This window comes from Rhodococcus sp. ACT016, from assembly GCF_050477185.1.
Lineage (GTDB): Bacteria > Actinomycetota > Actinomycetes > Mycobacteriales > Mycobacteriaceae > Prescottella.
In genome coordinates this window covers 4,537,161-4,563,079 of record NZ_JBEAET010000001.1, presented here as the reverse complement: position 1 = coordinate 4,563,079, position 25,919 = coordinate 4,537,161, and the positions used below count along the sequence as shown (strand labels likewise).

General features: G+C 65.3%; 26 protein-coding genes. 14 read left to right on the top strand and 12 right to left on the bottom strand.

Features of this window, described 5'->3' with window-relative positions:
- Positions 1–52: 52 nt before the first annotated feature.
- Genes ACQ5DX_RS20960 through ACQ5DX_RS20950 form a run of 3 tightly spaced genes read right to left on the bottom strand, consistent with a single transcriptional unit; the run spans position 53 to position 2,282 of the window.
- The gene (locus ACQ5DX_RS20960; protein WP_430334405.1) at positions 53–1,717 is read right to left on the bottom strand and encodes an MFS transporter; all 1,665 of its coding nucleotides are present in this window, start codon (positions 1,715–1,717) and stop codon (positions 53–55) included.
- Between the two features lie 29 nt (positions 1,718–1,746).
- On the bottom strand, positions 1,747–2,100 hold the full coding sequence (locus tag ACQ5DX_RS20955; protein ID WP_430334404.1) for a VOC family protein: 354 nt from the start codon (positions 2,098–2,100) through the stop codon (positions 1,747–1,749).
- Entirely contained in the window at positions 2,100–2,282 is a 183-nt protein-coding gene (locus ACQ5DX_RS20950) for a CopG family transcriptional regulator (protein WP_430334403.1), read from the bottom strand. Before ACQ5DX_RS20950 ends, ACQ5DX_RS20955 begins: the two co-directional genes overlap by 1 nt.
- 878 nt (positions 2,283–3,160) lie before the next feature.
- Between ACQ5DX_RS20950 and ACQ5DX_RS20945 the strand changes: the two genes are divergently transcribed.
- Complete coding sequence (locus ACQ5DX_RS20945) at positions 3,161–4,396, top strand: PucR family transcriptional regulator (RefSeq protein WP_430334402.1); 1,236 nt, start codon at positions 3,161–3,163, stop codon at positions 4,394–4,396.
- A 10-nt stretch (positions 4,397–4,406) separates the two neighbouring features.
- On the opposite strand, the gene ACQ5DX_RS20940 is transcribed toward ACQ5DX_RS20945, so the two are convergent.
- Positions 4,407–4,802: a DUF5313 family protein gene (locus ACQ5DX_RS20940; RefSeq protein ID WP_430334401.1), complete on the bottom strand. Its 396-nt coding sequence runs from the start codon at positions 4,800–4,802 to the stop codon at positions 4,407–4,409.
- Between the two features lie 34 nt (positions 4,803–4,836).
- Positions 4,837–5,322, bottom strand: a complete 486-nt coding sequence (locus ACQ5DX_RS20935) for a MarR family winged helix-turn-helix transcriptional regulator (protein ID WP_430334400.1) — start codon at positions 5,320–5,322, stop codon at positions 4,837–4,839.
- 168 nt (positions 5,323–5,490) lie between these two features.
- Here ACQ5DX_RS20935 and ACQ5DX_RS20930 point away from each other — a divergent pair, with 168 nt between their 5' ends.
- Entirely contained in the window at positions 5,491–6,735 is a 1,245-nt protein-coding gene (locus ACQ5DX_RS20930) for an acyl-CoA dehydrogenase family protein (RefSeq protein WP_430334399.1), read from the top strand.
- 643 nt (positions 6,736–7,378) lie between these two features.
- Here ACQ5DX_RS20930 and ACQ5DX_RS20925 read toward each other — a convergent pair.
- Both ACQ5DX_RS20925 and ACQ5DX_RS20920 read right to left on the bottom strand, forming a co-directional pair.
- Positions 7,379–8,317 (bottom strand): SMP-30/gluconolactonase/LRE family protein, encoded by a 939-nt coding sequence (locus ACQ5DX_RS20925; protein ID WP_430334398.1) that lies wholly within the window; start codon positions 8,315–8,317, stop codon positions 7,379–7,381.
- A gap of 37 nt (positions 8,318–8,354) precedes the next feature.
- Positions 8,355–9,890 (bottom strand): class I adenylate-forming enzyme family protein, encoded by a 1,536-nt coding sequence (locus ACQ5DX_RS20920; protein WP_430334397.1) that lies wholly within the window; start codon positions 9,888–9,890, stop codon positions 8,355–8,357.
- Between the two features lie 574 nt (positions 9,891–10,464).
- On the opposite strand from ACQ5DX_RS20920, the gene ACQ5DX_RS20915 reads away from it, so the two are divergent.
- Entirely contained in the window at positions 10,465–11,349 is an 885-nt protein-coding gene (locus ACQ5DX_RS20915; protein ID WP_430334396.1) for a hydroxymethylglutaryl-CoA lyase, read from the top strand.
- Here ACQ5DX_RS20915 and ACQ5DX_RS20910 read toward each other — a convergent pair.
- A complete protein-coding gene (locus tag ACQ5DX_RS20910; protein WP_430334395.1) occupies positions 11,275–12,048 on the bottom strand; it encodes a GntR family transcriptional regulator in 774 nt (257 codons plus the stop codon). The two genes, ACQ5DX_RS20915 and ACQ5DX_RS20910, sit on opposite strands and share 75 nt — an antisense overlap.
- Before the next feature lie 131 nt (positions 12,049–12,179).
- On the opposite strand from ACQ5DX_RS20910, the gene ACQ5DX_RS20905 reads away from it, so the two are divergent.
- The 7 genes from ACQ5DX_RS20905 to ACQ5DX_RS20875 all read left to right on the top strand — a co-directional run bounded on the left by ACQ5DX_RS20905 (position 12,180) and on the right by ACQ5DX_RS20875 (position 18,716).
- Positions 12,180–13,394, top strand: coding sequence for a CaiB/BaiF CoA transferase family protein (locus tag ACQ5DX_RS20905; protein WP_430334394.1), 1,215 nt, complete (start codon positions 12,180–12,182; stop codon positions 13,392–13,394).
- Between the two features lie 379 nt (positions 13,395–13,773).
- A complete protein-coding gene (locus ACQ5DX_RS20900) occupies positions 13,774–13,944 on the top strand; it encodes a hypothetical protein (RefSeq protein ID WP_430334393.1) in 171 nt (56 codons plus the stop codon).
- 87 nt (positions 13,945–14,031) lie between these two features.
- On the top strand, positions 14,032–15,267 hold the full coding sequence (locus ACQ5DX_RS20895) for an ABC transporter substrate-binding protein (protein WP_430334392.1): 1,236 nt from the start codon (positions 14,032–14,034) through the stop codon (positions 15,265–15,267).
- A 5-nt stretch (positions 15,268–15,272) separates the two neighbouring features.
- Positions 15,273–16,049 (top strand): ABC transporter ATP-binding protein, encoded by a 777-nt coding sequence (locus ACQ5DX_RS20890; protein ID WP_430334391.1) that lies wholly within the window; start codon positions 15,273–15,275, stop codon positions 16,047–16,049.
- A complete protein-coding gene (locus ACQ5DX_RS20885; RefSeq protein ID WP_430334390.1) occupies positions 16,046–16,753 on the top strand; it encodes an ABC transporter ATP-binding protein in 708 nt (235 codons plus the stop codon). The genes ACQ5DX_RS20890 and ACQ5DX_RS20885 overlap by 4 nt, the downstream gene beginning before the upstream one ends.
- Before the next feature lie 17 nt (positions 16,754–16,770).
- Positions 16,771–17,655, top strand: a complete 885-nt coding sequence (locus tag ACQ5DX_RS20880) for a branched-chain amino acid ABC transporter permease (protein ID WP_430334389.1) — start codon at positions 16,771–16,773, stop codon at positions 17,653–17,655.
- Complete coding sequence (locus tag ACQ5DX_RS20875; RefSeq protein ID WP_430334388.1) at positions 17,652–18,716, top strand: branched-chain amino acid ABC transporter permease; 1,065 nt, start codon at positions 17,652–17,654, stop codon at positions 18,714–18,716. Before ACQ5DX_RS20880 ends, ACQ5DX_RS20875 begins: the two co-directional genes overlap by 4 nt.
- Positions 18,717–18,836: 120 nt before the next feature.
- Here ACQ5DX_RS20875 and ACQ5DX_RS20870 read toward each other — a convergent pair whose 3' ends face one another.
- From ACQ5DX_RS20870 to ACQ5DX_RS20860, 3 genes are read right to left on the bottom strand one after another with little or no spacing between them, the layout of a single operon-like run.
- Positions 18,837–19,133, bottom strand: coding sequence for a putative quinol monooxygenase (locus ACQ5DX_RS20870; protein ID WP_430334387.1), 297 nt, complete (start codon positions 19,131–19,133; stop codon positions 18,837–18,839).
- Positions 19,134–19,193: 60 nt separating this feature from the next.
- The gene (locus ACQ5DX_RS20865) at positions 19,194–19,832 is read right to left on the bottom strand and encodes a carboxymuconolactone decarboxylase family protein (RefSeq protein ID WP_430334386.1); all 639 of its coding nucleotides are present in this window, start codon (positions 19,830–19,832) and stop codon (positions 19,194–19,196) included.
- Between the two features lie 20 nt (positions 19,833–19,852).
- Positions 19,853–20,419 (bottom strand): VOC family protein, encoded by a 567-nt coding sequence (locus ACQ5DX_RS20860; protein ID WP_430334385.1) that lies wholly within the window; start codon positions 20,417–20,419, stop codon positions 19,853–19,855.
- A gap of 189 nt (positions 20,420–20,608) precedes the next feature.
- Here ACQ5DX_RS20860 and ACQ5DX_RS20855 point away from each other — a divergent pair, with 189 nt between their 5' ends.
- The 4 genes from ACQ5DX_RS20855 to ACQ5DX_RS20840 all read left to right on the top strand — a co-directional run bounded on the left by ACQ5DX_RS20855 (position 20,609) and on the right by ACQ5DX_RS20840 (position 24,338).
- Positions 20,609–20,998 (top strand): nuclear transport factor 2 family protein, encoded by a 390-nt coding sequence (locus ACQ5DX_RS20855; protein ID WP_430334384.1) that lies wholly within the window; start codon positions 20,609–20,611, stop codon positions 20,996–20,998.
- Entirely contained in the window at positions 20,995–22,179 is a 1,185-nt protein-coding gene (locus ACQ5DX_RS20850; protein ID WP_430334383.1) for an acyl-CoA dehydrogenase family protein, read from the top strand. Before ACQ5DX_RS20855 ends, ACQ5DX_RS20850 begins: the two co-directional genes overlap by 4 nt.
- Positions 22,170–23,552: a phosphotransferase family protein gene (locus tag ACQ5DX_RS20845; protein ID WP_430334382.1), complete on the top strand. Its 1,383-nt coding sequence runs from the start codon at positions 22,170–22,172 to the stop codon at positions 23,550–23,552. Before ACQ5DX_RS20850 ends, ACQ5DX_RS20845 begins: the two co-directional genes overlap by 10 nt.
- 111 nt (positions 23,553–23,663) lie before the next feature.
- On the top strand, positions 23,664–24,338 hold the full coding sequence (locus ACQ5DX_RS20840; RefSeq protein WP_430334381.1) for a TetR/AcrR family transcriptional regulator: 675 nt from the start codon (positions 23,664–23,666) through the stop codon (positions 24,336–24,338).
- 59 nt (positions 24,339–24,397) lie between these two features.
- Here the strand turns inward: ACQ5DX_RS20840 and ACQ5DX_RS20835 are convergent, their stop codons facing one another.
- Positions 24,398–25,918 carry an acyl-CoA synthetase gene (locus tag ACQ5DX_RS20835; RefSeq protein ID WP_430334380.1) on the bottom strand — a complete coding sequence of 507 codons (1,521 nt, stop codon included), beginning with the start codon at positions 25,916–25,918 and terminating at the stop codon, positions 24,398–24,400.
- Position 25,919: the final 1 nt, after the last annotated feature.

Below are 25,919 nucleotides of genomic sequence, written 5' to 3'. Positions count from 1 at the left end.
AGTCGCTGCGACACCGCAGTTACTGAGTCCCTCCCAGATTCATGACACGAGCTCAGCCTGAACTGGTGTTCGAGTCAGTCTGCATCTCGGGCGTCGGACTTTCTGGCGAGGTCCCGGCGTTCAATTGCGGCCGTGTCGAATTCGACGCTTCCTCGCGGCGCGGGATCAGCAGGCAGGCGACCGCGGCGGCCGCGACGACCGCGGCGGGGAGTACGAGGGTAGGGCCGACCGCCTGGACATACGCGAGGTCGAGCGCATGTGCGGCCGCGGCTTCGAATCGCTCGACGATAGTGTTCGGCGCTCCCGGCGGCAGGGGCAGAGCGATCGAACCCTCGCTCGCGGTGCCAGCCGACGCGGTCGGGGCGTGCCCGTCGAGACGCGTGACGAACTCCTCCCGGATGTTCGAGGGAAGGTCGACGGCCTGCTGGGTGGCGTTCTCGTGTAGCGACCGGGCCAGCCGATTCTGCATCAGCGCCCCCACCGCCGCGCTGCCGACGATTGTGCCGATCTGGCGAATCGTGTTGAGGACGCCCGATGCGGCTCCGGCCATTTCGGGCGGGACGTTGCGCATCGCTTCGGACATCATCGGACCCATGACGCACCCGATCCCCAGCCCCATGGTGATCAGGGGTGGCTGCAGATCAGCCCAACTGCGGTCGACGTCGAGCACCACCGCCAACCACACCAGGCCCCATGCGAAGAGCGCAAGCCCGGACGTGATGATCCATCTGCCGCCGATGCGGTCCGACCATCCGCCGGCGAACGGTGAGAGCACCGCCGAGGCGACCATCGCCGGTGCCATCGTCAATCCCGCTACGAGTGGACTGAACGCAAGTGCCGACTGGAGAAAGATCATCACCGGTAGGAACAATCCGAGCATGCCGACCTGTACCGACGCGGACACGAAGCTCGAGACGGCGAAACTACGGTCCCGGAACAAGGCGAACGGCACCAAGGGATCTCGGAGTTGTCGGCGGCGCTGATGAAGCAGAAACATCAGCGACAAGAACACGGATGCGGCGAGAAGGCCGACGACGGCGCCGTTCCATTGAAGTCGCTGCCCCTCGGTGAGGGCGAATGCGAAACAGAACAGTGTCACCGCGGCGAGACCGACACCAGGCAGATCCAGGCCGCGCGATGTACTGCGGCGAGCGTCGGGCGGTATCAGCCACACGGCCAGCATGATCACGACCGTGCCGATCGGAACATTGAGGATAAAGATCGAACGCCACCCCGCCGCGTCGATCAGCAGTCCACCGAGAGTGGGGCCGGCGATGGTCGCCAAACCAGCCACCGCACCCCACACTCCCAATGCCGAACCGCGCCTGTCCGGCGGGAACGTGGCCATGATCAACGTCATGGTCTGGGGCACCAAGGCAGCAGCCCCGAGGCCTTGCGCACCGCGAGCGACGATGAGCTGTGTCGGGTCCTGCGCCAGTGCACACGCCACCGATGCCGCGGTGAAGACGATGATGCCACCGACAAACATGGTGCGAAACCCCAGGACATCGCCGAGACGGCCTGACACGATCAACAACGAGGCCAGCACCAAGATGTATAGGTTGATCACCCACAGCATCTCGTCGAGCGACGCCTCGAGGTCGTCACTCATGCTCGGAAGTGCGACGTTGACCACGGTGATGTCCAACAAGGTCATGAAGAATCCGAGGCTGAGAGTGACCAGCACGAGCCACGGGTTGCCTTGCAGCCGAGGCATTGTGGGCTACTCCCTTGCGTGCGAGCGGGTCAGTGATCGCGTGCGTCGAGGGGAGGCGCCTGCAGGCTCCACAGACGACCATCCGGGTCCCGAATCGTCATCTCGGCGGTCCCGTAGTGGGTGTTCTCGAAGCCGGAGACCACCTCTACCGGAGAAGCCGGCTCGAAACCGTGTGCATCAGGCACTGACAAGGCGATCTGAATTCCGGTTTCGCTGCCCTCGGGGACCTCGGCGACGACTACGTACGCGCCGTCACCGTTGCGAAACACCCCGGACCCGTCACCCTCCGAGGACAATTCGAACCCGAGGGAGAGGAAGAACTTCGCCGTCCTGCCCCAATTGTGAGTCGCCACGAACACCGCTTCGATCCCATTGGTAGCCATTACTTCTCCTGATTCGATGGTTCGTCCACTGCGCTGAACTCGGCCGCCCCGAGATAGCTGGTCAGCGCCTCCGCCACCAGCGCCGACAACGACAACTCCGCCTCGACGGCACGGTGCTTGACCCTCCTGATCAACTCGACCGGGAGATACACGTTGAACTGCTTCACCTCACCGACAGCCATGCAAGCATGCTAGCAAACTAACAACCTAGCCGGGAGTCAAGTTCGCACATTGCGCCCCGGTATATGGCTGTGTGTGCACCGGTCGTCGACTCCTCCTGTCCACGAGAAGACAGTTCTGTGTCAGTTGCTCCGTACCGGGGAAAGCTCCACGCCGACAGGAGGTACCAGGCGGCGCAGGGCTCCGTCGAAGGCGGTGACGTAGAGGGCCGATCCTTCGCCGTTCGGGCCGATACGCACCGAACTCGGCCCGGTCCACCCGCCCGGGAGGCCCGAGGCGATGATCGTGGAAGTAGCGGGACAACCCCTTCGACGGTCCTCCCTCCGTCCCCACACACGTTGTCAGCAGGTCACCGTCGGGCAGGCGCAGTAGTCCATTGCCGGCGAGGAAAGTCGACGACGTCAGCTGGCCCGTTGCCGTGTCCAACTGCCACAGTTTCCCGTCCTGCCGCGTGAGGAAGAACAGGGTCGAATCCGAGAGCTGCAGGCCACCCGGGGCGGCCAAATCGTCGAGCACCGTTTGGATCTGCCCTGTGGCGTCGACCTGGTAGACCTTCGAATCTCCGGATAGATCGAACCCACCGTTGCCGTCGGGTTCGAGTTCTCGAGCTGCTCCAGCCCCTGCGCTAGGGTCTCGACCTGCCAGCCGCCGCATTCCGGCGGCGCCGCGGCGTGCGCCGACGTTGCTGCCGTCGTGTTTTCCGTCGAGAGCGCGACCGCGATCAGCAGCGCTCGAGCTCGATTGCTCAGTGACGTCACCCGCACAAACTGAACACAATTGCGATGTTCTTCGCAGAATCCTCGAATCCAGCGGAAGGGTGGGACCACCGGGCGCCGCAATCGGTCGTGGGTCGACGACCCGACGGCGTATCGTTCGGCTCATGCCGTCGGAAGACGACCGGCACAGTCCGGAAGCCAGCGCCGCGGTCATCGCAATCCTGGATCGACTCGACGCCGAGTTCGACTCGTTGGCTCACGGCCGGAATGTCCGGGTGCGCGCGGGCGCGCGGGGTGTGCCCGCCACTCCGCATCCGGAATTGTTGCGGCACAGCACTCGTCGGTTCTTCGAGATCGCTGCACGAGCGATCCGGGAGAACCGGACATTCACTGCGGACGAGCTGCGTCCGATCCGCGAGGGTGCCGTCCAGGCGGCGATGGACGGGGCGCCGTTGGTTGCAGTGCTGCGCAACTGGCACCGATTCGGCCGGGTGCTTCTCGACGAGTGCCGCGCGACCGCGGCGGGCGAGCGAGCGGCTGGGCTGGTGGAGATCGCCGCGGCCATTCTGCGTCTGCAGGAGGCTGTCACGTCCGCGGTGGTCGAATCGTACGAGGGCGAGCGAGTGGCGTTGGACGGCGAGGAGAAGCCGTCGAAGGAACTGCTGGCGCGGCTGCTGCTGGCCGGGCAAGATGCCGATCCGACCGCCCGCTGGTGCGGGATCGAGCTGGCCGAGGAGTACTCGGTAGTCGCGTTGTATCGCGTTGATGAGCAACGTGATCCGGCCACACGGTGGACGGCGGACACGCGGATGGATCGAGTGCTCGAGCGGCACGGTCCGCCGCCGATTCTCGGCATCCTCGACCCGGACGGCGGCACGTTGCTGGTGCCACACAAGGTCGGCGGCGACGTCGACTGGTACCGCCGCGCGGTCGTCCTCGTCGAGTGGATTTCGGCTGTGGTCGACGGTCCGGTGACCGCGACCGTGACCGAACCGGTTGTCCGCGCTCGGTTGTCCGATTCGGCGCGGCTCGCGGGTGAGTTGCTGACGTTGGCGCGGCGGCTCGGCCGTGACCCCGCGGTGTACCAGCTCAAGGACCTGGCGTTGCCGTTCCAGTTGTCCCGGCCGACCGAGGGGCAGCAGTACCTGGCGGACTGGCTGCTGCCGCTCGACCCGTTCCCGGAACTCGTCGAGACCCTCGACGCGTACCTGCACCACGACCTCGACCGTGGGCGGACGGCGCGGGCCCTCGACGTCCACCCGAACACGGTGAACAACCGACTGGGCCGGATCCGGGATCTGGCGGGCATCGATCCGAGCTGCTACGAGGGCATCATGGCGCTCGGTTCGGCACTCGACGCCCGTCGGGCCGGCGGCTGGGATCCGGGCCGGGCCCGGTGATCCGACCGGTCTAGATCGTGTGCGGATGTGCCTTCTCGTACGCGGCCTTTTCGGCGTTGTAGCGGGCGATCTTCTTCGGGTTCTCGAGGTCCGGTGGCAGTCCGTGCTTCTCGAGCCGGCGACTGCGGTTCTGCTCCATGTAGGCGGCCGAATAGAACAGCGCGAGGAACAGCCCCAGGAGGACCATCGAGCCGCGCAGCCACACCGGGCCGGGGAACAGGAAGAACGCCGCGAAGATCGGGATGAACGGCACCATGCTGCGGATCATGTGCCGGGGCACCGCCCAGTCGCCGATGAGGTCGTTACGGACCCATTCCTGCATCGAATCGGGGAGCTTGGCGCCGCAGGCGTACCTGATCCACTGCAGGGGATTGGGGCGGCGGAGGACCTTCTTGGTGCTGGTCATGTCCTGTGTACCTGTTCCTGTCTGGAGGGGCGGTTCACTCGTGCAGGGCGCCGGCGCGCAGGGCGGCGGCGTTGACGCGGGTGAGGACGGAGTGGAGTTCTTCGAGCTCGTCGAGGCTCACGCCGAGGCGTTGCACGACGGCGCCGGGGATGCGTTCGGCCTGGGTGCGCAGGGCCTTCCCGGCGTCGGTCAGCTCAACGATCAACTGGCGTTCGTCGGAGCTGCTGCGGGTGCGGGTGATCAGCCCGCTCGACTCGAGCCGCTTGAGGAGCGGCGAGAGGGTGGGTGAGTCGAGTTGGAGGGCCTGCCCGATCTCCTTGACCGACATCGGTGCGTCCCCCCAAAGGGCGAGCATCACGAGGTACTGGGGGTGTGTCAGTCCCATGGGCTCGAGGAGTGGGCGGTAGACCGCGAGTACCGCCCGGTTGGCCACCGCGAGCGCGAAGCACACCTGGCGGTCGAGTGCCAGGGGGTCGACGTCGCCCCAGTCGATGTCCTGTTCTGCGGTGGTGCTGGTCATGGGAATGAATCATACACGATTAAGTCGTGCACTAACTAAATGTGATCGAGACGTCCGGGTGGACAAATGAGAACGCGTTCTATATGTCTGGATGTGATGGTCGCCACGCGGCGGCCCGGCCTGTTCCGCTGGCCGCCCACTTCGAGCGCACCGACTGGAGTTCACGACATGTACGAGTGGTCCGACACCGACCTGATGTTCCGGGATGCCCTTCGCGGTTTCATCGACAAGGAGGTCAAGCCCCACGTCGACAAGCTCGAGAGTGGTGAGCTGCCGCCGTTCGAGATCATCCGCAAGATGTACGCCACCTTCGGCATGGACGAGATGGCCCGCGAGGCCCTCGAGAAGGCCTTCGCGAAGGAGGAGGCGAAGGAGCGCGGCGAGACCGTCCCCGTGTCGGGCGAGAAGGGCGGCGGCTTCAGCGGCGCCGGCAGCATGGGCGTGATCCTCAACAGCGAACTCGCGGGCGTGAGCCTGGGTCTGGTCGCGTCGATGGGCGTGAGCCTCGGCCTCACCGTCGGCACGCTGCGCAGCCGCGGCAGCCTGGCGCAGAAGAAGCGCTGGCTGCCCGAGCTCGTGACCATGGAGAAGGTGGGCGCGTGGGCGATCACCGAGCCCGACTCCGGTTCGGACGCGTTCGGCGGCATGAAGTCGTACGTCCGCCGCGACGGTGAGGACTACATCCTCAACGGGCAGAAGACGTTCATCACGAACGGCCCGTACGCCGACGTCACGATCGTCTACGCCAAGCTCGACGAGGGCGACGCATCGGTCGACCGTCGCGACCGCAAGGTGCTCGGCTTCGTGCTCGACAAGGGCATGGAGGGCTTCACTCAGAGCGCGCCGTTCAAGAAGATGGGCATGAACTCCTCGCCCACCGGCGAACTGTTCTTCGACAACGTCCGGATCACCAAGGACCGTCTACTCGGCGAGACCGAGAACCCGGCCAAGGGTGACGGCAAGGAGAGCGCCAAGGAGTCGTTCGCGGCCGAGCGCATCGGCATCGCGTCGCTCGCGCTGGGCATCATCAACGAGTGCCAGCGGCTGTGCATCGACTACGCGAAGAACCGCAAGCTGTGGGGCAAGGAGATCGCGCAGTTCCAGCTCATCCAGCTCAAGCTGGCCGAGATGGAGGTCGCGCGCCTGAACGTGCAGAACATGGTGTTCAACGCGATCGAGCGCACCGCGGCGGGTAACAAGGTGACGCTCGCCGAGGCGTCGGCGATGAAGCTGTACTCGTCGCGCGCCGCGACCGAGGTCGCGATGGAGGCCGTCCAGCTGTTCGGTGGCAACGGCTACATGGCCGAGTACAAGGTGGAGCAGCTCGCGCGTGACGCCAAGTCGCTCATGATCTACGCCGGCTCCAACGAGATCCAGGTGACCCACATCGCGAAGGGTCTGCTGGCCAAGTGATCCCCGCTCCGGTCCGCGTGCGTGGCGCGCGGACCGGAGCGCGGCTCGTGTCCGCCCGCCGCCCGCTGCTGCGGCTCTCGTCGATGCGGACGGAGGGACTACTCGGGCCGGTCGCGTGGGCGGTTGGTCGGTGATCCCGAGGGACCGTGACCACAGGTGGCTGATGGTGTCGATCGCCTGCTCGTCGGATGCCGGCCGCCCCGCGCCCTGTGCGTTCGTGCTCAGCCACAAGTAGCAACTGTGTTCGAGCATCGACGACAGTGCGGATGCGACGACATACGGATCGAGCTCGGGGTCCAGACGATTTTGCGCTTGCATCGCCATGGCCAGCTTGGAGATGTTGCGGACACCCACCTCGCGCATCCGCATCCATACCTCGACGAATTCCGGGTCCACCGTGGCTGCGTGCGTGACGCCGACCAGTTCGGGTAGGAAGTCGGTATAGGTACGCCAGAACACTCCCACAGCCGATCGCAACGTCTCCTCGGAGTACTCGGAGAGGGGCGCAGAATCGTCCGTATCCCCGAGCACGCGTTCCATGAAGTCCTGCAGTAGTACTTCGAGGATCTCTCTCTTGTTGTCGAAGTAGTTGTAGAGCGTGGATCGCGAGATCGGTGGCGGAGTATTTCCGGCTATGGTCCCGTCACACCATGGCTGATTGATGGTTGAGCACCAGACCGGCTCGGGGCCAATCGAATCGGAGAACCTTGCCCGTGCTCGACGCGGTCACGTACGCCGTTCGCATGTTCGGCCCGCCCCAGCAGATATTCGTGATGCCCGGGTCGCCGTCGGCGTCGATGTCGACGACCTCGACCAGCTCACCGTTCGGGCTGATCACGCAGATGCCCGGTGTGGAAAGCGATGCGACACAGATGTTGCCGTCGGCCTCGACGCCCAGCGAGTCGAAGTAGCGGAAGTCGGGTGATCCGTAGAGGAAGTTGCCACCGCCGGAGCCGGCGAGATCACGGCCGCCGCTGATCTCACCCGGTCCGACGACCTCCCACCACCAGACGCGCGCCGAATAGGTCTCACTGACGTAGAGCCGAGTGCCGTCGGGCGAGAGTCCGATTCCGTTGGGGTTGTTCATGTCTGCAGCGACCAGCTGGATGGCGGAACCGTCGATCGCGCCGTAGTAGACGCGGCCGCGATCGCTGGTCAGGCCGTTGCTCTTGCCGTGGTCGGTGAAGTAGAAGCCGCCGTGTGCGTCGAAAACGATGTCGTTGGGGCCGCGGAGCTGGACGCCGTCGCACTCGGTGTAGAGCGTCTCGACCTCGCCGGTCTCGAGGTCGACGGCTTGGATGCTGCCTCCCGTGTAGTCCTCGGGGGTGCCGCCGGCGAAAACGTAGCCATTGACCTCGAACGCGTGCATACCACCGCAGTTGGCGACGTACGCGCGGCCGTCGGGACCGATCGCGGCACCGTTGGGGCCGCCGCCGAGTTCCGCGACCACCGTGTTGGTGCCGTCGGGGGACACCCGCGTGAGCGTGCCGCGGTGCAATTCGACGACCAGCACGTCTCCGTTGGGCAGAGCTACCGGTCCCTCAGGAAACTTCAGTCCGGTGGTAACTACGTTGAAAGACATCGGGTTCTCCTCGGTTGGTGCGCCATGGAATGTGTTGTCAGTTGGATGCGAACTGATCTCGCAGGACGTTCTTGCGGATCTTGCCGCTGACGGTTTGGGGCATTTCATCGACGAAGATGACCTTGCGGGGCTGCTTGAAGGCGGCGAGTTGCGACCGGCAACTGGTGACGACGTCGTCGGCGGTCAGCTCGGTGCCGGGCTTGCGGACGACGACGGCAGTGACGAGCTCGCCCCACTTTTCGTCGGGAGTTCCGATGACGGCGGCTTCGAGAACATCGGGGTTGGTGTAGATCGCGTTCTCGACCTCGCTGGAGTACACGTTCTCCCCACCGGAAATGATCATGTCCTTGGCGCGATCGACGATGTAGAGGAAGCCCTCCTCGTCTCGATGCGCCAAGTCCCCGGTGTGGAACCAGCCACCGTCGAATGCCTGCGCGTTCGCCTCGGCGTTGCCGAAGTAACCCTTCGTCACCTGATCACCCTGAACGACGATCTCGCCGACCTCACCTATCGCACAGTCGTTTCCGAACGGATCGACGACACGTACATCGACCAGGGACATCGGCTTACCAACGGCGTCGAGGAGATGCTCCTCGCCTCGCGCGGCACGGACGTGCGCGGCCTTGTCGAGCGTGAGCATGTTGCCCCCGAGCTCGGTCATGCCCATCCCCGCGTATACGACCGGACCGAATCGATCGATGGTGTGGCGCAGAACATCTGCGGGAATCTTCGACGCTCCGTAGCCCATCCACTCCAGGCTGGTGAGGTCGTAGTCGTCGATCTTCGGGTGCGTCAGCAGCATCTGCATCATGGTCGGAGCGAACCCGCCGCTGGTCACGCGGTGTTCCTGAACCAACCGCATCCAATGCTCGGGGTCCCAGCCCGACATCATCAACACCGATCCGCCCTGAAACTGGTGCAGCGGGGTCAGGTAGCCGGCGATATGGCAGAGGGGCATTGCGTTGAGGAAGCAGGTGTCCGGCCTCGGGTCGTACGCGATTGCAGACTGGATCAGCGCAGTGTTGAGGTTGCGGTGGGTCAGCCGAGCTCCCTTGGGCTTGCCCGTCGTTCCGCTGGTGTACAGGAGCCAGGCGTCGTCGTCGTCGCTGATCGCCAGTCGAGGAGCAATCGTCGATGCGGGCTGGAGGAGGTGCTCGTAGGCCGTGAAGGCCGTAGCCTCCCCACCGATCACGATGATGTGTTCGACGCTTGTAAGTTCGGAGCGATAGTCGGCGATGGCCTCGAGGTACTTCGAGTCCACGATCAGCACACGGGCCCCCGAGTCGTTGAGGATCCAGACCCATTCCTTGGGGTGCAGCCGATAGTTGAGCAGAGTCAGAACCATCCCGGCGGCGGGGACGCCGTAGTAGGCCTCGACGTATTCCAGGTTGTTCTCGGACAGCAGGGCCACTCGGTCGCCGGGATCCGCGAGACCGCTCAAGCCGTTCGCCAGGCGCAGGGAGCGTTGGTAGAGCTCGGTGTACGTCCGGGCGTCGGATCCGTCGGCCATTGCGAGTGCGGTCCGGTGGGGGAAACGAGCGGCGTTACGCCGCAGAAGGTCGCTGAAAAGCATGTATGGCTCCAGTGAGTACGAGGCCGACCGGCTTGGATTGCACACAATCTAGCGGGGAAGTGCCGCAGATCACAAGTGCCCGCCGGAAACTGGTTGAGTGAACCGGGTTAATGGTTGAACGATTGTATGGAATTGCGGGCCCGCTGCGCCTCGCGGCGGGGTGGCCGGTCCGCGCTGCGTGAAGATCCGTGCCCGGGGACGAGAAGTTGCCGGACGCCGCCGCGGCGAGGTGGTCGTCGGGTCGCGGATGCGGCTTGGCGCACCTACATCGTTTGCGTCAATAGTATTGCAGCACTGCATGTTACTTGACATACCTCTCCGCCTGGAGAGTGCCCGCCCGTCGGAGGTCGAGGGCCTCCGTCGCGGTGCGATGTCGTGAAGTTGCCCGACCGATTGCGGGGTGTGATCACCGTGCCGGATGGCGATCTCGCTCCAGGAGGGGAAGGCTCGATGCGGGGTCGGCAGTCTTCGCGCAGTGCGTTTCGCCGGCAATCTAGGACGCTCAGTTTGTATACAATGATGTCGATCGTGTCGTAGTTCGCTGCGACCTCGTCGTAGAGGAAGGAACGAGGCTGTGGAGATCGTCGAGGTGAGCCCCCGTGACGGGCTCCAGAACGAGGCGGTGCACGTTTCGACGGCACACAAGATTGCACTGATCGAGCGCGCGATCGCGTCCGGGCTGCGGCGCATCGAGGCGACCAGCTTCGTGCACCCTCGTGCGGTGCCGCAGATGGCTGACGCCGAGGCCGTCATGGCCGGGGTGCCACGCCGCGCCGATGTGTCCTACAGCGGCCTCGTGCTCAATCGGCGCGGCTTCGACCGCGCCGTGGCAGCGGGCGTGAATGAGGTCAACTGTGTCGTCGTGGCGTCCGAGACCTTCAGTCTGCGCAACCAGCGCATGTCGGTCGCGGACTCGGTGGGAACTGTGCGCGATCTTGTCGACGACGCCCGCGCTGCCGGCGTCGGGGTGTCGGTCACTATCGCCACTGCATTCGGCTGTCCGTTCGAGGGGGAGGTTTCCGAGTCTGCGGTAATTGCGCTGGCCGGAACGGTGGCCGAGTTCGGTGTCGACGAGATCGCGCTGGCCGACACCATCGGAGTGGGCGTGCCGGCCCAGGTTGCTCGCCTCGTCGCGGGGACCGCTGCCGCCGCGCCCGGCGTTCGGCTGCGTTGTCACTTCCACAACACTCGCAATACCGGTTACGCGAACGCGGTTGCCGCAGTCGACGCGGGGGTGACCGTGCTGGATTCCTCGATCGGTGGGATCGGAGGCTGCCCCTTCGCCCCGGATGCCACCGGCAACATCGCGACCGAGGATCTGGTCTATCTCCTCGACCGGAGCGGCATCGAGTCGGGTGCCCGGCTGCCCGAGCTGATCGAGGCGTCAGACTGGCTCGGCGGGGTGCTCGGTGTTCCGGTTCCCGGTCAGCTCGCCCGTGCCGGGGGTTTCCCGGGCTGACACGCCGAACAGCTCGTCCACCTCGTCGCTGCTGGTTGCTTCGAGGTGGGCGAGAAGCACGTCGCGGCCCTGAAGAACGTGCTCGTGCATCAGCGCGGACGCCCGGCGGCCATCACCAGTGACGATCGCGTCGCGGATCAGCTGGTGGAACAGATGGGAGCGCTCGGTCTGGGCGCGGTCGTACTGACGGAAGGCCTGGAAGACCAACGGGACGTCGGTGGTTCGCTCGAGCAGGCGGCTCAGACGCTCGTGCTTGGCGGCGGCCACGATTGCGCGGTGGATCTGACTGTTTGCCGTGTCCACGGCTCGGACACGTTCGACGGCGTCCTCGGGTGTGAGGGTCAAGGCACGGGCGAATGCCTCGATCCCTGCATCGAGTAGTTCCCGCGTGGTGGGGTCGATGCGTTCTGCCGCAAGCTCGGCGGCGTACGCCTCCAGTCGGGCTCGAAGGCCATACAGGTCCGACACATCGGCCATCGACAGGGTTCGTACCACTGCACCCCGGTTCGGTTCGCTGAGCACGAGCCCTTCGGCCTCGAGTCGTCGCAGAGCCTCTCGCACGGGGGTGCGCGAGAGCGAGAACTCCTCGGCGATCCGTTGTTCGATCAGACGCTGACCGGGGCGGTACCGACCCTCGACGATTGCCTGACGAATCTGCGAATAGGCGACCTGCCCTGGTGCCTGCGGTGTGGTTGACACTCTGCCTCTTGTCGTGTGTGGGGTCGATTCCCGGCAAGCCTATCCCGCATGATCCTCGATAGTTGTATGCAGAACCAGGGAATTGTCCGGGATTCCATCCCAAACAGGGCATGATTGTGTACAATTTCGCTATGGCTACATCTCTTGGTCCGCTCAGCGGCTTGCGTGTGCTCGAACTGGGAAGTTTCATCGCCGGCCCCTTCGCGGGGCAGTTGTTGGGCGATTACGGGGCCGAGGTGCTCAAGATCGAGGCGCCCGGCTCCGGCGACTCGATGCGGCGGTGGGGAGTCACGGTCGACGGTGAGAGCCTGTGGTGGCCTTCCATCGCGCGGAACAAGAAGTCGGTCGCGATCGACTTGCGTCAGCCTGATGGCCGGGAGCTGATTCGCAAGCTGGTCGCTGAAGCTGACATCGTCCTCGAGAACTTCAGGCCCGGCACGCTCGCGAAGTGGGGCCTCGACTACGCGGCCCTCTCCGCGATCAACCCGCGAATCATTCTCGTTCACGTCTCGGGGTTTGGTCAGAACGGGCCACGCTCGACGGACGCCGGTTTCGGCAGCGTCGGCGAGGCGATGGGCGGCATCCGGCACACGACGGGTAATCCCGAACTGCCCCCCACTCGCACCGGCATCAGCCTCGGTGACTCCCTGGCGGCCCTGTTCGCCGTGATCGGGACACTCGCGGCGGTCCACGAGCGGTCGGCCAGCGGCCGGGGTCAGGAAGTGGACGTTGCGATTTACGAGGCGGTGGCCGCCCTGATGGAATCGACGATGGCCGACCACGAGATCGGTGGAGTCACCCGTGGGCGTACCGGATCCGTGCTGCCCCGAGTGGCCCCGTCGAATGTGTATCCCACGTCCGACGGCGCGGAGGTGATCATTGCGGCAAACGCCGACACCGTCTTCCGCCGGCTCTGTGCCGCGATGGGTAGACCGGAACTGGCCGATGACCCAAGGTTCGCCGAGCACGGGCCGCGAGGAGAGAACATGGCCGAGATCGACGCCATCATCAGTGCTTGGACGGGGACGATGAGTGCCGACGCACTGTTGAAGACCATGGAGGCCGGCGGCGTTCCTGCCGGCCGAATCTACACCGCCCCAGACATGCTCACCGACCCGCACTACGCCGCGCGGGACATGGTGGTGCGCCTCGTCAACCAGTTCGGTGTGGAGGTGCCCGCTACCGGCGTCGTGCCCAAGTTCTCGCGGTCCCGGCCGGCGGAACCTGTTCCCGGGCCCGGCCTCGGTGAGCACACCCGCGAAGTTCTCGCCACGCTCGCGGGAATCGACGACAGCCGTTGGGCAGACCTGCAGTCGACGGGCGTCGCTGTTCAGGAGGCTCGCTGACGTCCAGTTCCGATCGGCGGTGTCGCCACCGCCTCAGCGCATTCGAGCACAGGCTGCGAAGCGGTACTGGACCTCCAGTGGGCCCCACACGATTATGTGGGGCCCACTGGTCTGTCCGGGGGGCTCCACCTCGGGGGTGGGAGATCGGGTCCTGTCGTTGTCATTCTTTGCTTTGACGTTGAACGCCAACGTAATCGGATAGTCCAGCGTCGTCCTGGCGCTACTTCGTGCGGAGTCGTAGAGGGCGGGTTCGTCCGCCGGGGGTTGACAGTCCCGGTGTCGGCGATCACAATTTGCTGAAAATGACATGACTATCACGTCACGATCCCTTTACCTCCACTGCTTCTTCTCCGTTGCCATTGCGCGCCTGCGGAGTCGCATGCCCCAGCAGTCCAGCGCGCTGGCGGTCAATCACGTTCCAGCTCATACCCACTGGTCGAAGGAGTACCTGAATGCCGGTCAGCTACATCGCCGATCACTGCTCGCGCAAGAACCTGAGCGCTCGGATCTCTTCGTCGCGCGTCTGACGCTGCGCGCCAGGCGGCGGTGACGGCAGTCGCCGCTGCTTCGCCATACCGGAAACGGTTGGCCGCCAACTATTTCTGGCCGATATCACATCCCAACCAACGGAGCGACCATGAAACGTACCCTAGCCGTGGGCCTGACCGCCCTGTGCGCTACCGCCGCCCTCACCGCCTGTTCCGGCCGCGAGACGACCGCCGCCGCGGGCGACTGCGACCCGGGCATCACCGACACCGAGATCCGGTTCGGCACCAGCCTCATGCAGTCGGTCGCCGGACCGCAGGCGACGGCGGCATCCGCGTTGTTCGACGAGATCAATGCGGCCGGCGGAGTTGCGATGGGTGACGGCAAGACCCGCAAGATCGTGTACACCGCGATGGACGACGGATACGACCCGGCGCGTACGGTCGGCAACGTCCGGACGCTCGTCGAACAACAGCAGGTGTTCGCGATCCAGAATCTGATCGGTACTGCCTCGACGCTCGCTGTCGTGGACTATCTGACGCAGAAGAACGTCCCGCTCGTGTTCCCGATGACCGGCACCGACGAGCTGCTTGCCAAGATCGACCAGCGGCCCGTCGTCGCCGGTGCGGTGAATCCGCAGACCGGGTGGGAGGTGTCGGAGCGTGCGAAGCAGATCATCCGGGATCATCCGCAGGCGAAGATCGCGGTCCTGTACCCGAACGACAGCCTCGGCAACGGCAGCCTCGATGCACTGAAGTCCGCGCTGACGGGCAGCGGAGTGCAGATCGTGGCCCAGCAGTCGTACGAGCAGACGACGCCGTCGGTGGACTCGCAGGTGGTCAACCTCGCAAACTCCGGTGCGGACGTGTTCGTCAACTTCGCGACGGCCAGCTTCGTGACGCAGTCCCTCAAGAAGGCACACGAATTGAGCTGGAAGCCGGACACTTACATCTACTCGGGCGCCACCGACACGAACTTCGTGCTCGCTCCGGCCGGGCTCGACGCGGCAGAGGGCGTCCACTCTTTCTATTGGATCTACGACGTCAGCAGCAAGGATCACGACGCCAAGCCGGGTGTGCAGAAGTGGCGTGCCTTCGCCGAACGGAACTCGGGCAAGATCAAGAGCACCGACACCATCGCGGCGACCGGATACAACACCGCCCAGTTGCTGGTCACCTCGCTCGAGCAGATGAAGGGATGTACTCGCGCCGATCTGCTCGACGCCGTCCAGAATCTGCGGGGCGTGACCACGGACCTGTCCATCGAGGGTGTCACCTTCGACACCACTCCGGACTACCCCTACGCGATCACGTCGATGGCCCCGATGACCTTCCGTGGCGGCGCCTGGCATTACGACGCTGTGGTCACGCGCAGCGCCGAGGGGTGACGGCGGTGTCGTCCGACGTGCCCGCGCTGCGGGTGGAGGACGTCCGACTCCGGTTCGGTGGCGTCGTCGCGCTGGACGGGCCGTCGTTCACTATCGAGCCCGGTCGGATCGTCGGTCTGATCGGGCCGAACGGTGCGGGGAAGACCACTCTTTTCAACTGCATCAGCCGGCTGTACCAGCCGGATTCGGGCCGGATCACGTTCGGGGACAACGATCTGCTGTCGCTCTCGGCGGACGCCGTCGCCGACGTCGGTATCGCCAGGACGTTCCAGAACATCGGGTTGTTTCCGACGATGTCGGTGGTGGAGAACGTGCTCACCGGCGCGTACTCGCGTACCCGGTCCGGATTTCTGGAAACGGCGCTGGGACTGCCGCTCACCCGGCGCGAGGAGCGGCGGGAACGGGAGGAGGCGTGGACCCTGCTCGAGTCGATGAATCTCGCGCACGTCGGGCGCGAACCCGCCGGCAATCTGCCGTACGGCACGTTGAAGCGAATCGAACTGGCGCGGGCGTTGATGCAACGCCCGCAACTTCTGATGCTCGACGAACCGGCGAACGGCCTGATCCACGAGGAGGTCCTCGAGCTCGCCGACACCGTCCGGACACTCCGCGACGAGCGGGGGTTCTCGGTTCTGCTGGTCGAGCACCACATGGCGATGGTGATGTCGATCTCGGACCGGGTCGTCGTGCTGAACTTCGGGCAGAAGGTCACCGAGGGGGCACCGGCCGAAGTCGCCGCCCATCCAGAAGTCGTCGAGGCCTACCTGGGAGGTGCGGCATGACCCTGCTGAGTGTCGAAGGGCTGCATGCCCGGTACGGGAGTGCGGAAGTGCTGCACGGCATCGACTTCGAGGTGCCGGACGGCGAGGTGACGGTGGTGCTCGGGGCGAACGGTGCCGGCAAGACGACGATTCTGCGGTCGATCTGCGGGTTGGTGCGCACCAGCGGCCGCATCACCTTCGACGGCCGCGACATCACCGGCCGCCGCACCGACCGGATCGCGCGGCTGGGCGTGGCCCACGTCCCCCAGGGGCGCGGCACGTTCGGGGACCTGACGGTGGAGGAGAACCTGCGGATCGGTGGATACACCACGTCGTCCGCGGCCACCGAGCGGGCGATCGAGCAGTGGTACGACTTCTTCCCGCGGTTGCAGGAGCGGCGCCGGCAACTGGCGGCCGGGCTCAGCGGCGGTGAACAGCAGATGCTGGCGATCGCCCGCGCCCTCGTCGCCGGCCCGCGCCTGCTGCTCCTCGACGAGCCGTCCCTCGGCCTGGCACCGCGAATCACCCAGGAGGTGTTTCGAGCCCTGGGCAGGATCAACCAGGAAACGGGGACAACGATTCTCGTCGTCGAGCAGAACGCGCATTTGGCCCTCGAGATCGGATCGTCCGCGGTGCTCGTCGACGCCGGTCGGGTCGTCGCCCAGCGCCCCGCCGCCGACCTCGCGGACGACGAGTCGGTACGGCGCGCGTACCTCGGCTACTGAGCACAGGAGTTTTGGTCATGCAGGTGTTTCTTCAACAGTTGGTCGACGGTCTGACGTGGGGCGCGCTATACGGCGCCTTCGCGTTGAGCATCGTCCTGGTCTACCGGGCTTCCGGGATCGTGAACTTCGCCCAGGGCGAGATGGCCATGTTCTCGGCCTTCTTCGCGTGGCAGTTCCACCAGTGGGGCGCCCCGCTGTACCTTGCGATCCTCGGTGCGATGGTGGTCGCGTTCCTCGGCGGTGCGGCAACCGAACGGGTGCTGATCCGGCCGCTCGCTTCATCGCCGAATCACATGCCGCTCGTCATCATCACGCTCGGGCTGATGCTGGTGCTCAACAGTGCGGCCGGCTGGATCTGGGGTGTGCAGAGCAAGGAGTTCCCGTCGATGGTGTCCGGTCCGGTGATCACCCTCGGTCCGGTCGCGATCTCGCGTCAGTCGCTGGTGATCGTCGGTGCGGTCGTCGTGGTCGCGGCCCTGCTGTTCGTCCTCTTCCAGCGAACGAAGGTCGGTCTGGCGATGCGTGCTGCTGCCGGTAACCCGGACTCCGCGCAGTTGATCGGTGTGCCGGTCGGCCGGATGTTGATGATCGGCTGGGGACTGGCCGCGGCGATCGGGGCGCTCGCTGCGTCACTGGCCGCGCCGCAGCTGTTCCTCCAGCCGAACATGCTCGTCGCGTCGCTGATCTACGCCTTCGCAGCCGCGGTGCTCGGCGGATTGGACAGTCCCGTCGGCGCGCTGGTCGGAGGTCTGTGTGTCGGCGTTGCGGAAAATCTTGCCGGTACTTACATTTCGTGGATCGGCCACGACTTCAAGCAGGCTGTCGCCTTGGTTCTGATTCTCGGGGTGCTGCTGTTCAAGCCCGAGGGACTGTTCGGCGCCAGGAAGGTGGCGCGGGTATGAGAATTCTCGAACTGCTTCGCCGGCCGCGGGCCGAACTCGATGCGCCGTTGTGGCTGTCGCGCGTCACGGTCGTAGCCGTGGTTGTGATTGCCGCAGTGGCACCGCTGGTATCGGCGCCGTACGTGAATTTCGATCGCTCGATGGTGATGGTGTACGTCGTGGTCGGGCTGGGGCTGAACCTATTGACCGGCAACACCGGCCAGATCTCGCTCGGTCACGGATTCTTCTTCGCTGTCGGCGCGTATCTGAGCGCGGTCCTGATCCAGAACCACGGTGTTCCGTATCCGGTCCTGATTCCGCTCTCGTTCGTCGTTTGTTATGTCGTCGGATACCTCTTCGGGTTGCCGGCTCTGCGGCTCCATGGACTCCAGTTGGCGCTCGCCACATTGGGACTCGCGCTGGTGACGCCCGCGGTGATCAAGCGCTTCGAACACGTCACCGACGGTCAGGCGGGCATAAACATCTCCGAAGCCGACGCGCCGGCTTCCACGGGGCTCGAGCGGGACCAGTGGGTGTACTACCTGTGCCTGGTGGTGGCCCTCGTCGCGTATCTGGTGGTGCGCAGGCTCTCCACCGGACGGATCGGCCGCTCGTTGATCGCGATCCGTGACTACGAGGCGGTCGCAACCACTCTCGGTGTGCCCGCCACTCGGACCAAGACGACGGTGTTCGCGCTCAGTGCCGCACTTGCCGGTGTCGGCGGCGTGCTCTACAGCTGGGTGGTCCAGTACGTCGGCCCGGAGGCATTCGGGTTGCCGCTCGCGATCGCGTTCATCACGATGATCGTGATCGGCGGACTCGGCACTGTGCCCGGCGTCGTGTTCGGTGCGTTCTTCGTCGTGTACGTCCCGCAGTGGACCGCCGAGATCAACCAGTCCGCCGCGGGCATGACCTACGGAGGCGCGTTGATCCTGTTCATCTTCGTGCTTCCGTACGGGCTGATCAGCGTCGTCCGATGGATACTGGGGCCGGTGGTGTCCCGAATCCCGGGTCGGCGCAGGGACGCCCGGACGACGAGCGCAGTTCAGCAGGATCCCCGGGAGTTGCTCACCACCCCCTGACCGGGTCGCGGAACTGCAAAAGGTCTCCTGTCGTGTCGTGGACATTCAGTAACTCCACTTCACGACAGGAGACCTTCTTCGTTCAGCCCTACTCAGCTCGGACGTACGGTCCCGGTTCGATCACAGCCGCGGGTCGACGGTGCCTCTCGCGAGCGACGGTGCCCCGGAAAGTAGCGGACCGAGATCCGCGATGGCGCCCTCGCCGGCGCGGTACCTGCGATATTCGGCATCGTGCTCGGCCGATTGCCAGGTCTCCACGAAGCGCCAGAGGGTCGGGTCCTCGGAGTCGACGACCGAGGTCACCCGCAGGCAGCCAGGGAATGCCCGTGTTTCCTCGAGTACCCGACGCATGACCTCACGCGCGGTGTCCAATGATTCCGGCTTGAAGCTCAGTTCCAGGACTGCGACTACTTCCATGTCCACTCCTCGATAACAGGGCGAAAGATGCTGTCCGCGTGTTCGATAGACGGGAGCCCGTCACTCCCCGGACAGGTCGGCGGACAGGTCGGCGACGACGACTCCTTCGGGCACTCGGACTTCCTCGACGGGTTCGGGGCGGTCGTCGAACTCGAGGCGTAGCGCTCGGCAGATCGTGGCGTGCATGTCGTACATGCAGGTGATGTAGGTCAGTTCCATGATCTGCTGGTCGGGCAGGTGCGCTTTGAGAGCGTCGAACACCTCGTCGGCGACACGGCCACCGTCGAGGACGAGGGCGTCGGTGTAGGCCAGGACGGCGCGTTCGAGTTCGGAGAACTGGTCGCTGATCTGCCAGTGCGGAAGCGCTGCGATCTTCTCCTCGGCCATGCCGAGCGAGCGCATCTGCTTGCAGTGCTGTGAGAAGACGAACTGGCTGCCGCGGGCGTATCCGGCGCGGGCCTGGCCGAGTTCGCGGAGCAGGGGGGCGAGGGCGGCGTTGCGGTAGAGGGCGAATCCGCGCACCGCGTGGCGGAACACGTCGGGGGACTGCGCGAAGACCGTCCACCAGTCGCCCGGGGTGGCGTGGATGGTGCCGTGGTCGACGGCGGGGTCCTTGTCGGGGCCGAAGAGTCGGTCGTAGAAGAACAGGATCTTCTCGTCGGTCACCTCGGCGCGGGGGACCTCACGAAGTCGGGGCATGGATGGTTCCTTTCAGGCTGTCAGGAGGTGCTGGGTACACGACGGTCGGCGGCCGTCTTGGGTTCGTGACAAACGTCGGCTTCGGTGAAGTCGCGTGTCCAACAGGCGAACTCGAGTAGCACTCCGTCGGGGTCCTGGAAGTAGAACGACCGAACGAAGGTGCCGGGATGAACCTCTCGCGACACGCCGGCCGGGCTGTCGTCGTGGTTGAGGACACGGCTGAGCGCGACGCCGTCGGCTTCGAGTCGCGCGCGGTAGTCGTCGAACTTCTCCGGCGGCACGGCGAATGCAACGTGATTCATCGAGCCGACGGCGCTGGCGAGTTCACCCTGGTCGGGCAGGCCCTTCGGGGCAGCGATTCCGGGTGCCGCGTCCGGGGAGTCCGCCAGCCAGAAGAACGCGATCGTGTTGCCGCCCCCGCAATCGAAGAAGAAGTGCTGTCCGAGATTGCCGGGCAGTTCGAGGGTCTTGACGAGCGGCATACCCAGGGTGCCCGAGTAGAAGTCGATGGTGCGCTTCATGTCCGCGCAGACTAGTGCGAGGTGGTTGATCCCGCGGAATTCGAACTTCGGGTTGGTGGCGTTCACGGCGGTCCTTTCGTGAGCGATGGCGTGAGAATGAGGCAGAAATCTGACTTGACAGTCATGTCACCTTCTTGGATAGTTTCTCCGTGGGCAAGTCATCTGTCAACAGTGCACTCCGCGTCGGTCGGCAGAGGAGCCGTCTCGACCCGGACGCTGCTCCCGTGCAATTGCCGTGAGGAGAGGCATTTTCGTATGAACGACCTCGCAGACCGCTTCTTCGCCGCCGTCAGCAGCGGCGACGCGGTGACACTCGCCGAACTGTATTCGCCGGACGCGCGCATCTGGCACAACGACGACGGGGAGGAGCAGACGGTCGCGGAGAATCTCCGCGTACTGCGCTGGCTCTCCAGGACTCTCGAGAACTTCCGCTACGAAGACATCCGTCGCCACGCTCTGCCCGACGGATTTGCGCAACAGCACGTCGTGCGCGGCACGCTCGCCGGATACGGTCCGCTGGAGGTGCCGGCCAGCTTGTTCGTCCGTGTCGTCGACGGCCGGATCTGTCGCATCGACGAATACGTCGACTCTGCGGCCACCCGACCCCTGCGCGAGGTTGCCGCTGCCGCTAGGAGGCACCCATGACTGTGAACCATCCCGAAGGCCGCATCGCCGATCTGTGTGCGCGGATGCGTGCGTTCATCGACGACGAGGTGATTCCGTCCGAACCTGTCCTCGCGAAAGAGGACGAGACCGCCCGCAAGACCCTCGAACAACTGCGTTCGCGGGCAAAGGAACTCGGCCTGTGGGCACTCGGGCATCCCGCGGACGTGGGCGGTGGGGGAGTTCCGTTCCTCGACTTCGTCTACCTCAACGAGGTCATCGGCCGATCCGAGTTCGGTCAGTTGGCCGTCGGTTCGGTGTCCATGCAGGACACGCTGATGCTCTACAAGCACGGGACCGAGGAGCAGAAGCGGCGTTGGATCCCGCCGATCGTCGCGGGGGAGTTCCTGCCGTCGGTCGGTCTCACCGAGCCCGAGACAGCGGGCTCCGACCCCACGCTGATCGAGACCCGCGCGGAACTCGACGGCGACACCTGGGTCATCAACGGGCTCAAGTGGTTCACCACGGGTGTCGCGGACGCCGGGTACTGCTCCGTATTCGCGCGCACCGAGCCCGACTCCACGCCGCGGCACTCCCGGATCAGCGCGATCATCGTGCCGACCGACGCTCCTGGATTCGAGATCGTCCGTTCGATCCCGACGATGGGACACGATCCGAGTGATCACTACGAGGTTCGCCTCACCGACGTCCGCGTGCCGTCGGCCAACCTGCTCGGCGAACGCGGCAAGGGATTCGTCGTTGCCCAGGACCGGCTCGGACCCGGCCGGATCTTCCACTGCATGCGCTGGCTCGGTCAGGCGCAGCGCGCGTACGAGCTGATGTGCGAGCGTGCGAACACCCGCTACGTGCACGGGTCGCTGCTCGCGGAGAAGGGCGAAATCCACCGGTACATTGCGGAATCCGCGGCGCAGATCCATGCGGCGCGTCTGATGACCCTGGACGCGGCCCGCGCGATGGACGCCGGCGAGGACGCCCGCGTCCGGATCGGTCTGGTGAAGTTCTGGGGTGCCCGGATGCTGCACGACGTCGTCGACCGGGCCATCCAGGTGCACGGCGCGCTCGGGCTGACCGCCGACACCCCGCTCGAGCGGATGTACCGCCAGGCCCGCTATGCCCGGATCTACGACGGTCCCGACGAGGTGCATCGCATGTCGACCGCACGTCGATTGCTGCGCGATCCCGGTGCCGCACCATGGCTGTGATTGACACCCCCGGTCCGCTCGGTGACGGGATCCGCGGCGTTCTGAGCGACGCGTGGGGTAGTGAAATGAGCGTCGGGGAGCCGCGGCAGTTGACCGGCGGGGCGAGCCGTCAGGTGTGGGCGGCCGACGCTCGCGACCCGGACGGACGGACGCTGGAGGTCGTGCTGCGCCGTGACCCACCCGGGCACGGCGACGCCGACCGGATGCGTGCGGAAGCGGCCTGCTTGCGGGCCGCCTCCGCGGCGGGGGTGCCGGTACCGGCCGTGCTGGCCTCCGGGGACACCGCGCCGGGCATCGAGGCGCCGTATCTGCTGATGGACAAGGTCGACGGCGAGTCGATTCCGCGTAAGTTGCAGCGGGACAGAGAGTTCAGTGAGGTGCGCACGCATCTGGCCGCGGACATGGGATTCGTCCTCGGGCAGATCCACAAGGCGGACATCGGCACTCTGGGGATGCTCGACGCGCGCGACCCATTGGACGCGATCGAGGCCGTGTACCGGGACCTGGACGATCCCCGCCCCGCGGTCGAGGCCGGGCTCCGGTGGCTCCGTGAGCACACGCCCCCCAAGCGTCCGGACGCGCTGGTGCACGGTGACTTCCGGCTCGGCAACGTCCTGGTCGACGGCACCGGGATCCGCGGCGTCCTGGACTGGGAACTCGCGCACCTCGGCGATCCGATCGAGGACCTCGGTTGGCTCTGCGTGCGCGCGTGGCGGTTCGGCGCGCAGTTGCCCGTCGCTGGGATCGGCACCCGTGATCATTTGCTCGACGGTTACGAGCGGGCGACGGGCAGCAGGCCGTCCGATACCGAACTGCACTGGTGGGAAGTTTTCGGAACGTTGAGGTGGTTGGTGCTGAGCCGGTTCCAGGCGCAACGGCACCTCGGCGGCGCCGAACACTCGATCGAATTGGCTGCCATCGGACGCCGAGTCTGCGAGTCGGAGTACGACCTGCTGCTGATTCTCGGCCTGCTCGACGATGTCTATCCGAAGCAGGACACGGTGCCGCCGGCGCCGTCCCTGCACGATCGGCCCAGCATCTCGGAAATCTTGGCATTGGTCACCGGCACCCTCCGTGACGAGGTGGCCCCCGCGCTGGCCGACGCCAACGAGCGGGAGCGATACCTGCTGCGCATCTGCGTCAACCTGCTGGGCATGGCGGGACGGGAGCTCGCCGCCGAAGACCACACCGGCCGGCTGCAGGATCTGCTCGCCGGCCTGGGTTGCGTGTCCGAGGCCGATCTCGCCGGTCGGATTCGCGCGGGGACGTTGTCGTATGCGGACGCAACCGTCCGTCGGACGATGTCGAGCGCGGTCGTCGCCCGGCTGAGCGTCGCCAACCCCCGTCACCTGCTCGACCCGTCACGGAACTGACTCCGGATCGGATCGCTGCAACCGGGGTCGCGTTCGTGTCATCATTGCTGTTCGGCCCGACAACCTGACATGACTTGACAGTCATGTCAGGTTGTTGCGACACTCGTTCGAGTGAGCAAGTCATCGGCCAACACGCCATCCTCGCCGCCGTCCGTCGACGCACTGACGGCGCGTGGCAGAAAGACCCGGGACGGACTGCTGGATGCGGCGCGGAAGGTCTTCGAGGAGGTCGGTTTTCTCGATACCCGCGTCGAGCAGATCGCGCAGGAAGCCGGTGTCTCGTACGGGACCTTCTACCGGTATTTCGAGTCGAAGGAAGACGTGTTCGAGGAGTTGAGCACGCGACTGTTCGAAGATGTGCACCGCCGTGAACCGCTCGATCCCGACCTGTCGCCGGCGGAGCGGTTGATCGCCTCCAATCGCTCGTATTACCAGGCATATCGGCGCAATGCGAAGTTGATGGCCATCGTGGAGCAGGTCGCGACCTTCAACGACGAATTCCGCGCGCTACGCCACGAGCATCGACGAAAGCTGATCGATCGATCGGCCCGTGCTATCGCTCGTTGGCAGGAACAGGGGCAGGTCCGAGAGTCCCTCGATCCTGTGATGGCCGCGCGCGCCATGGCCGCGATGGTCGACCACACGCTGTATCTGTGGCTTGTCCAAGGCGACGAGGCGAATGAGGAGAGTCTCCTCGAGACGCTGGATCAGATGTGCATCGGCGCCCTCGGGTTCGACCTCGGAGATGTTGAGCCCATCCGTCGGAAATCCGATTCGTCAGACTGACTTCTACTGCAGAACCGAAGGCTCCGGCAGCCCTGGTGGACTACCGGAGCCGCCGACTTCTACAGCCGGTGTTTCGCGAGCTTTCCGGTCTCGGTCCGCGGCAGGTTGTCGACGAACTGCACGGAACGTGGACACGTGTAGTGGGCCAACCGGTCACGGGCGAAGTCGATGATGTTGTGCGCCAGGTCGTCCGACGGCGACATGCCAGGCATCAGCTGCACGACGGCCCGCACGGCCTGTCCCATCTCGGGATCCGGCACTCCGATCACCGCGACATCCAAGATCGCGGGATGCATGCTGAGGCAATTCTCGACCTGCTGGGGGTAGATGTTGACCCCGCCGGAGATGATCATGAACGTCGCGCGGTCGGTGAGGTACAGATAGCGGTCCTCGTCGAGGTATCCGACATCGCCGACCGTGGTCCACGTCGGATGGTCAGGATGTCGGGCGTCGGCGGTCTTCTCCGGGTCTCCGTGGTACTCGAAGTACCAGTCGTCGCGTTGGAAGTAGATCAGTCCAACCTCGTGTGGTCCGAGTTCCCGGCCGTCGTCGCCACAGATGTGAGCGATGCCCTGCAAGCCGTCGCGACCGACGCTGCCTGGCTTACGACGCCATTCCTCGCTGTTGATCAGGGTGGACCCGTTGTTTTCCGAACAGCTGTAGTACTCGTACAGCACATCGCCCCACCAGTCGAGCATTGCCTGCTTGACTTCGATCGGGCACGGCGCGGCCGCGTGCAACGCCACATGCAGCGAGCTCAGATCGTATCGTTCGCGAGTTTGCTCCGGCAGCTTGAGCATTCGGATGAAGTGCGTGGGAACCCATTGCGAGTGGGTAACCGCGTAACGATCGATCGTTGCGAGCGCCTTCTCGGCCTCGAACCGGTCCATCAGTACGACGGTGCCGCCGAGAGCCTGGGTTGCCGCGCTGTACCGCAGTGGTGCCGCATGGTAGATCGGGGCCGGAGAAAGATAGACGGTGTCGGGTCCGAACCCGAATTGTGCCTCGACGAGCACGGCGAGCGCATCGGCCGGTGCCTCGTGAATCTGACGGTCCGGCAGCGGCGACTTGATGCCTTTCGGTCGACCAGTCGTCCCGGACGAGTACGCCATGTCGGATCCACGGGGCTGCTCGGCCAGCGGCTGCGAAGACACACCACTCATTGTGTCTTCGTACAATTCGTAGCCGGCGACGGGCCCGCCGAATGCCAAGCGTCGACAGGTGGGCGGCACGCGCCCGGCCAGATCTTCGGCGAGCCCGGCCAACGCGGCCGATGCGACCAGCACCCTGGCTCCCGAGTCAGTGATCACGTAGGCGAGGTCATCGACGGTTCCGTGATGGTTTACGACCGTTATGTAGAGTCCGGAACGCAATGCACCCCAGTACAGTTCGAAGATCGTCGGATCGTTGTCGGTCAGGACTGCAATGTGGTCGCCACGTCGCAGTCCGGCGTCGAACATCCATCTCGCGAAACGTGCGGACCGCACCTCCAACTCGGCGTAGGTGATTTCGGCTCCGGTGGAGGCGACAATCACCGCCGCTTTGTCCGGGGTGACGGCACTATGTATCCCAGGGAACATC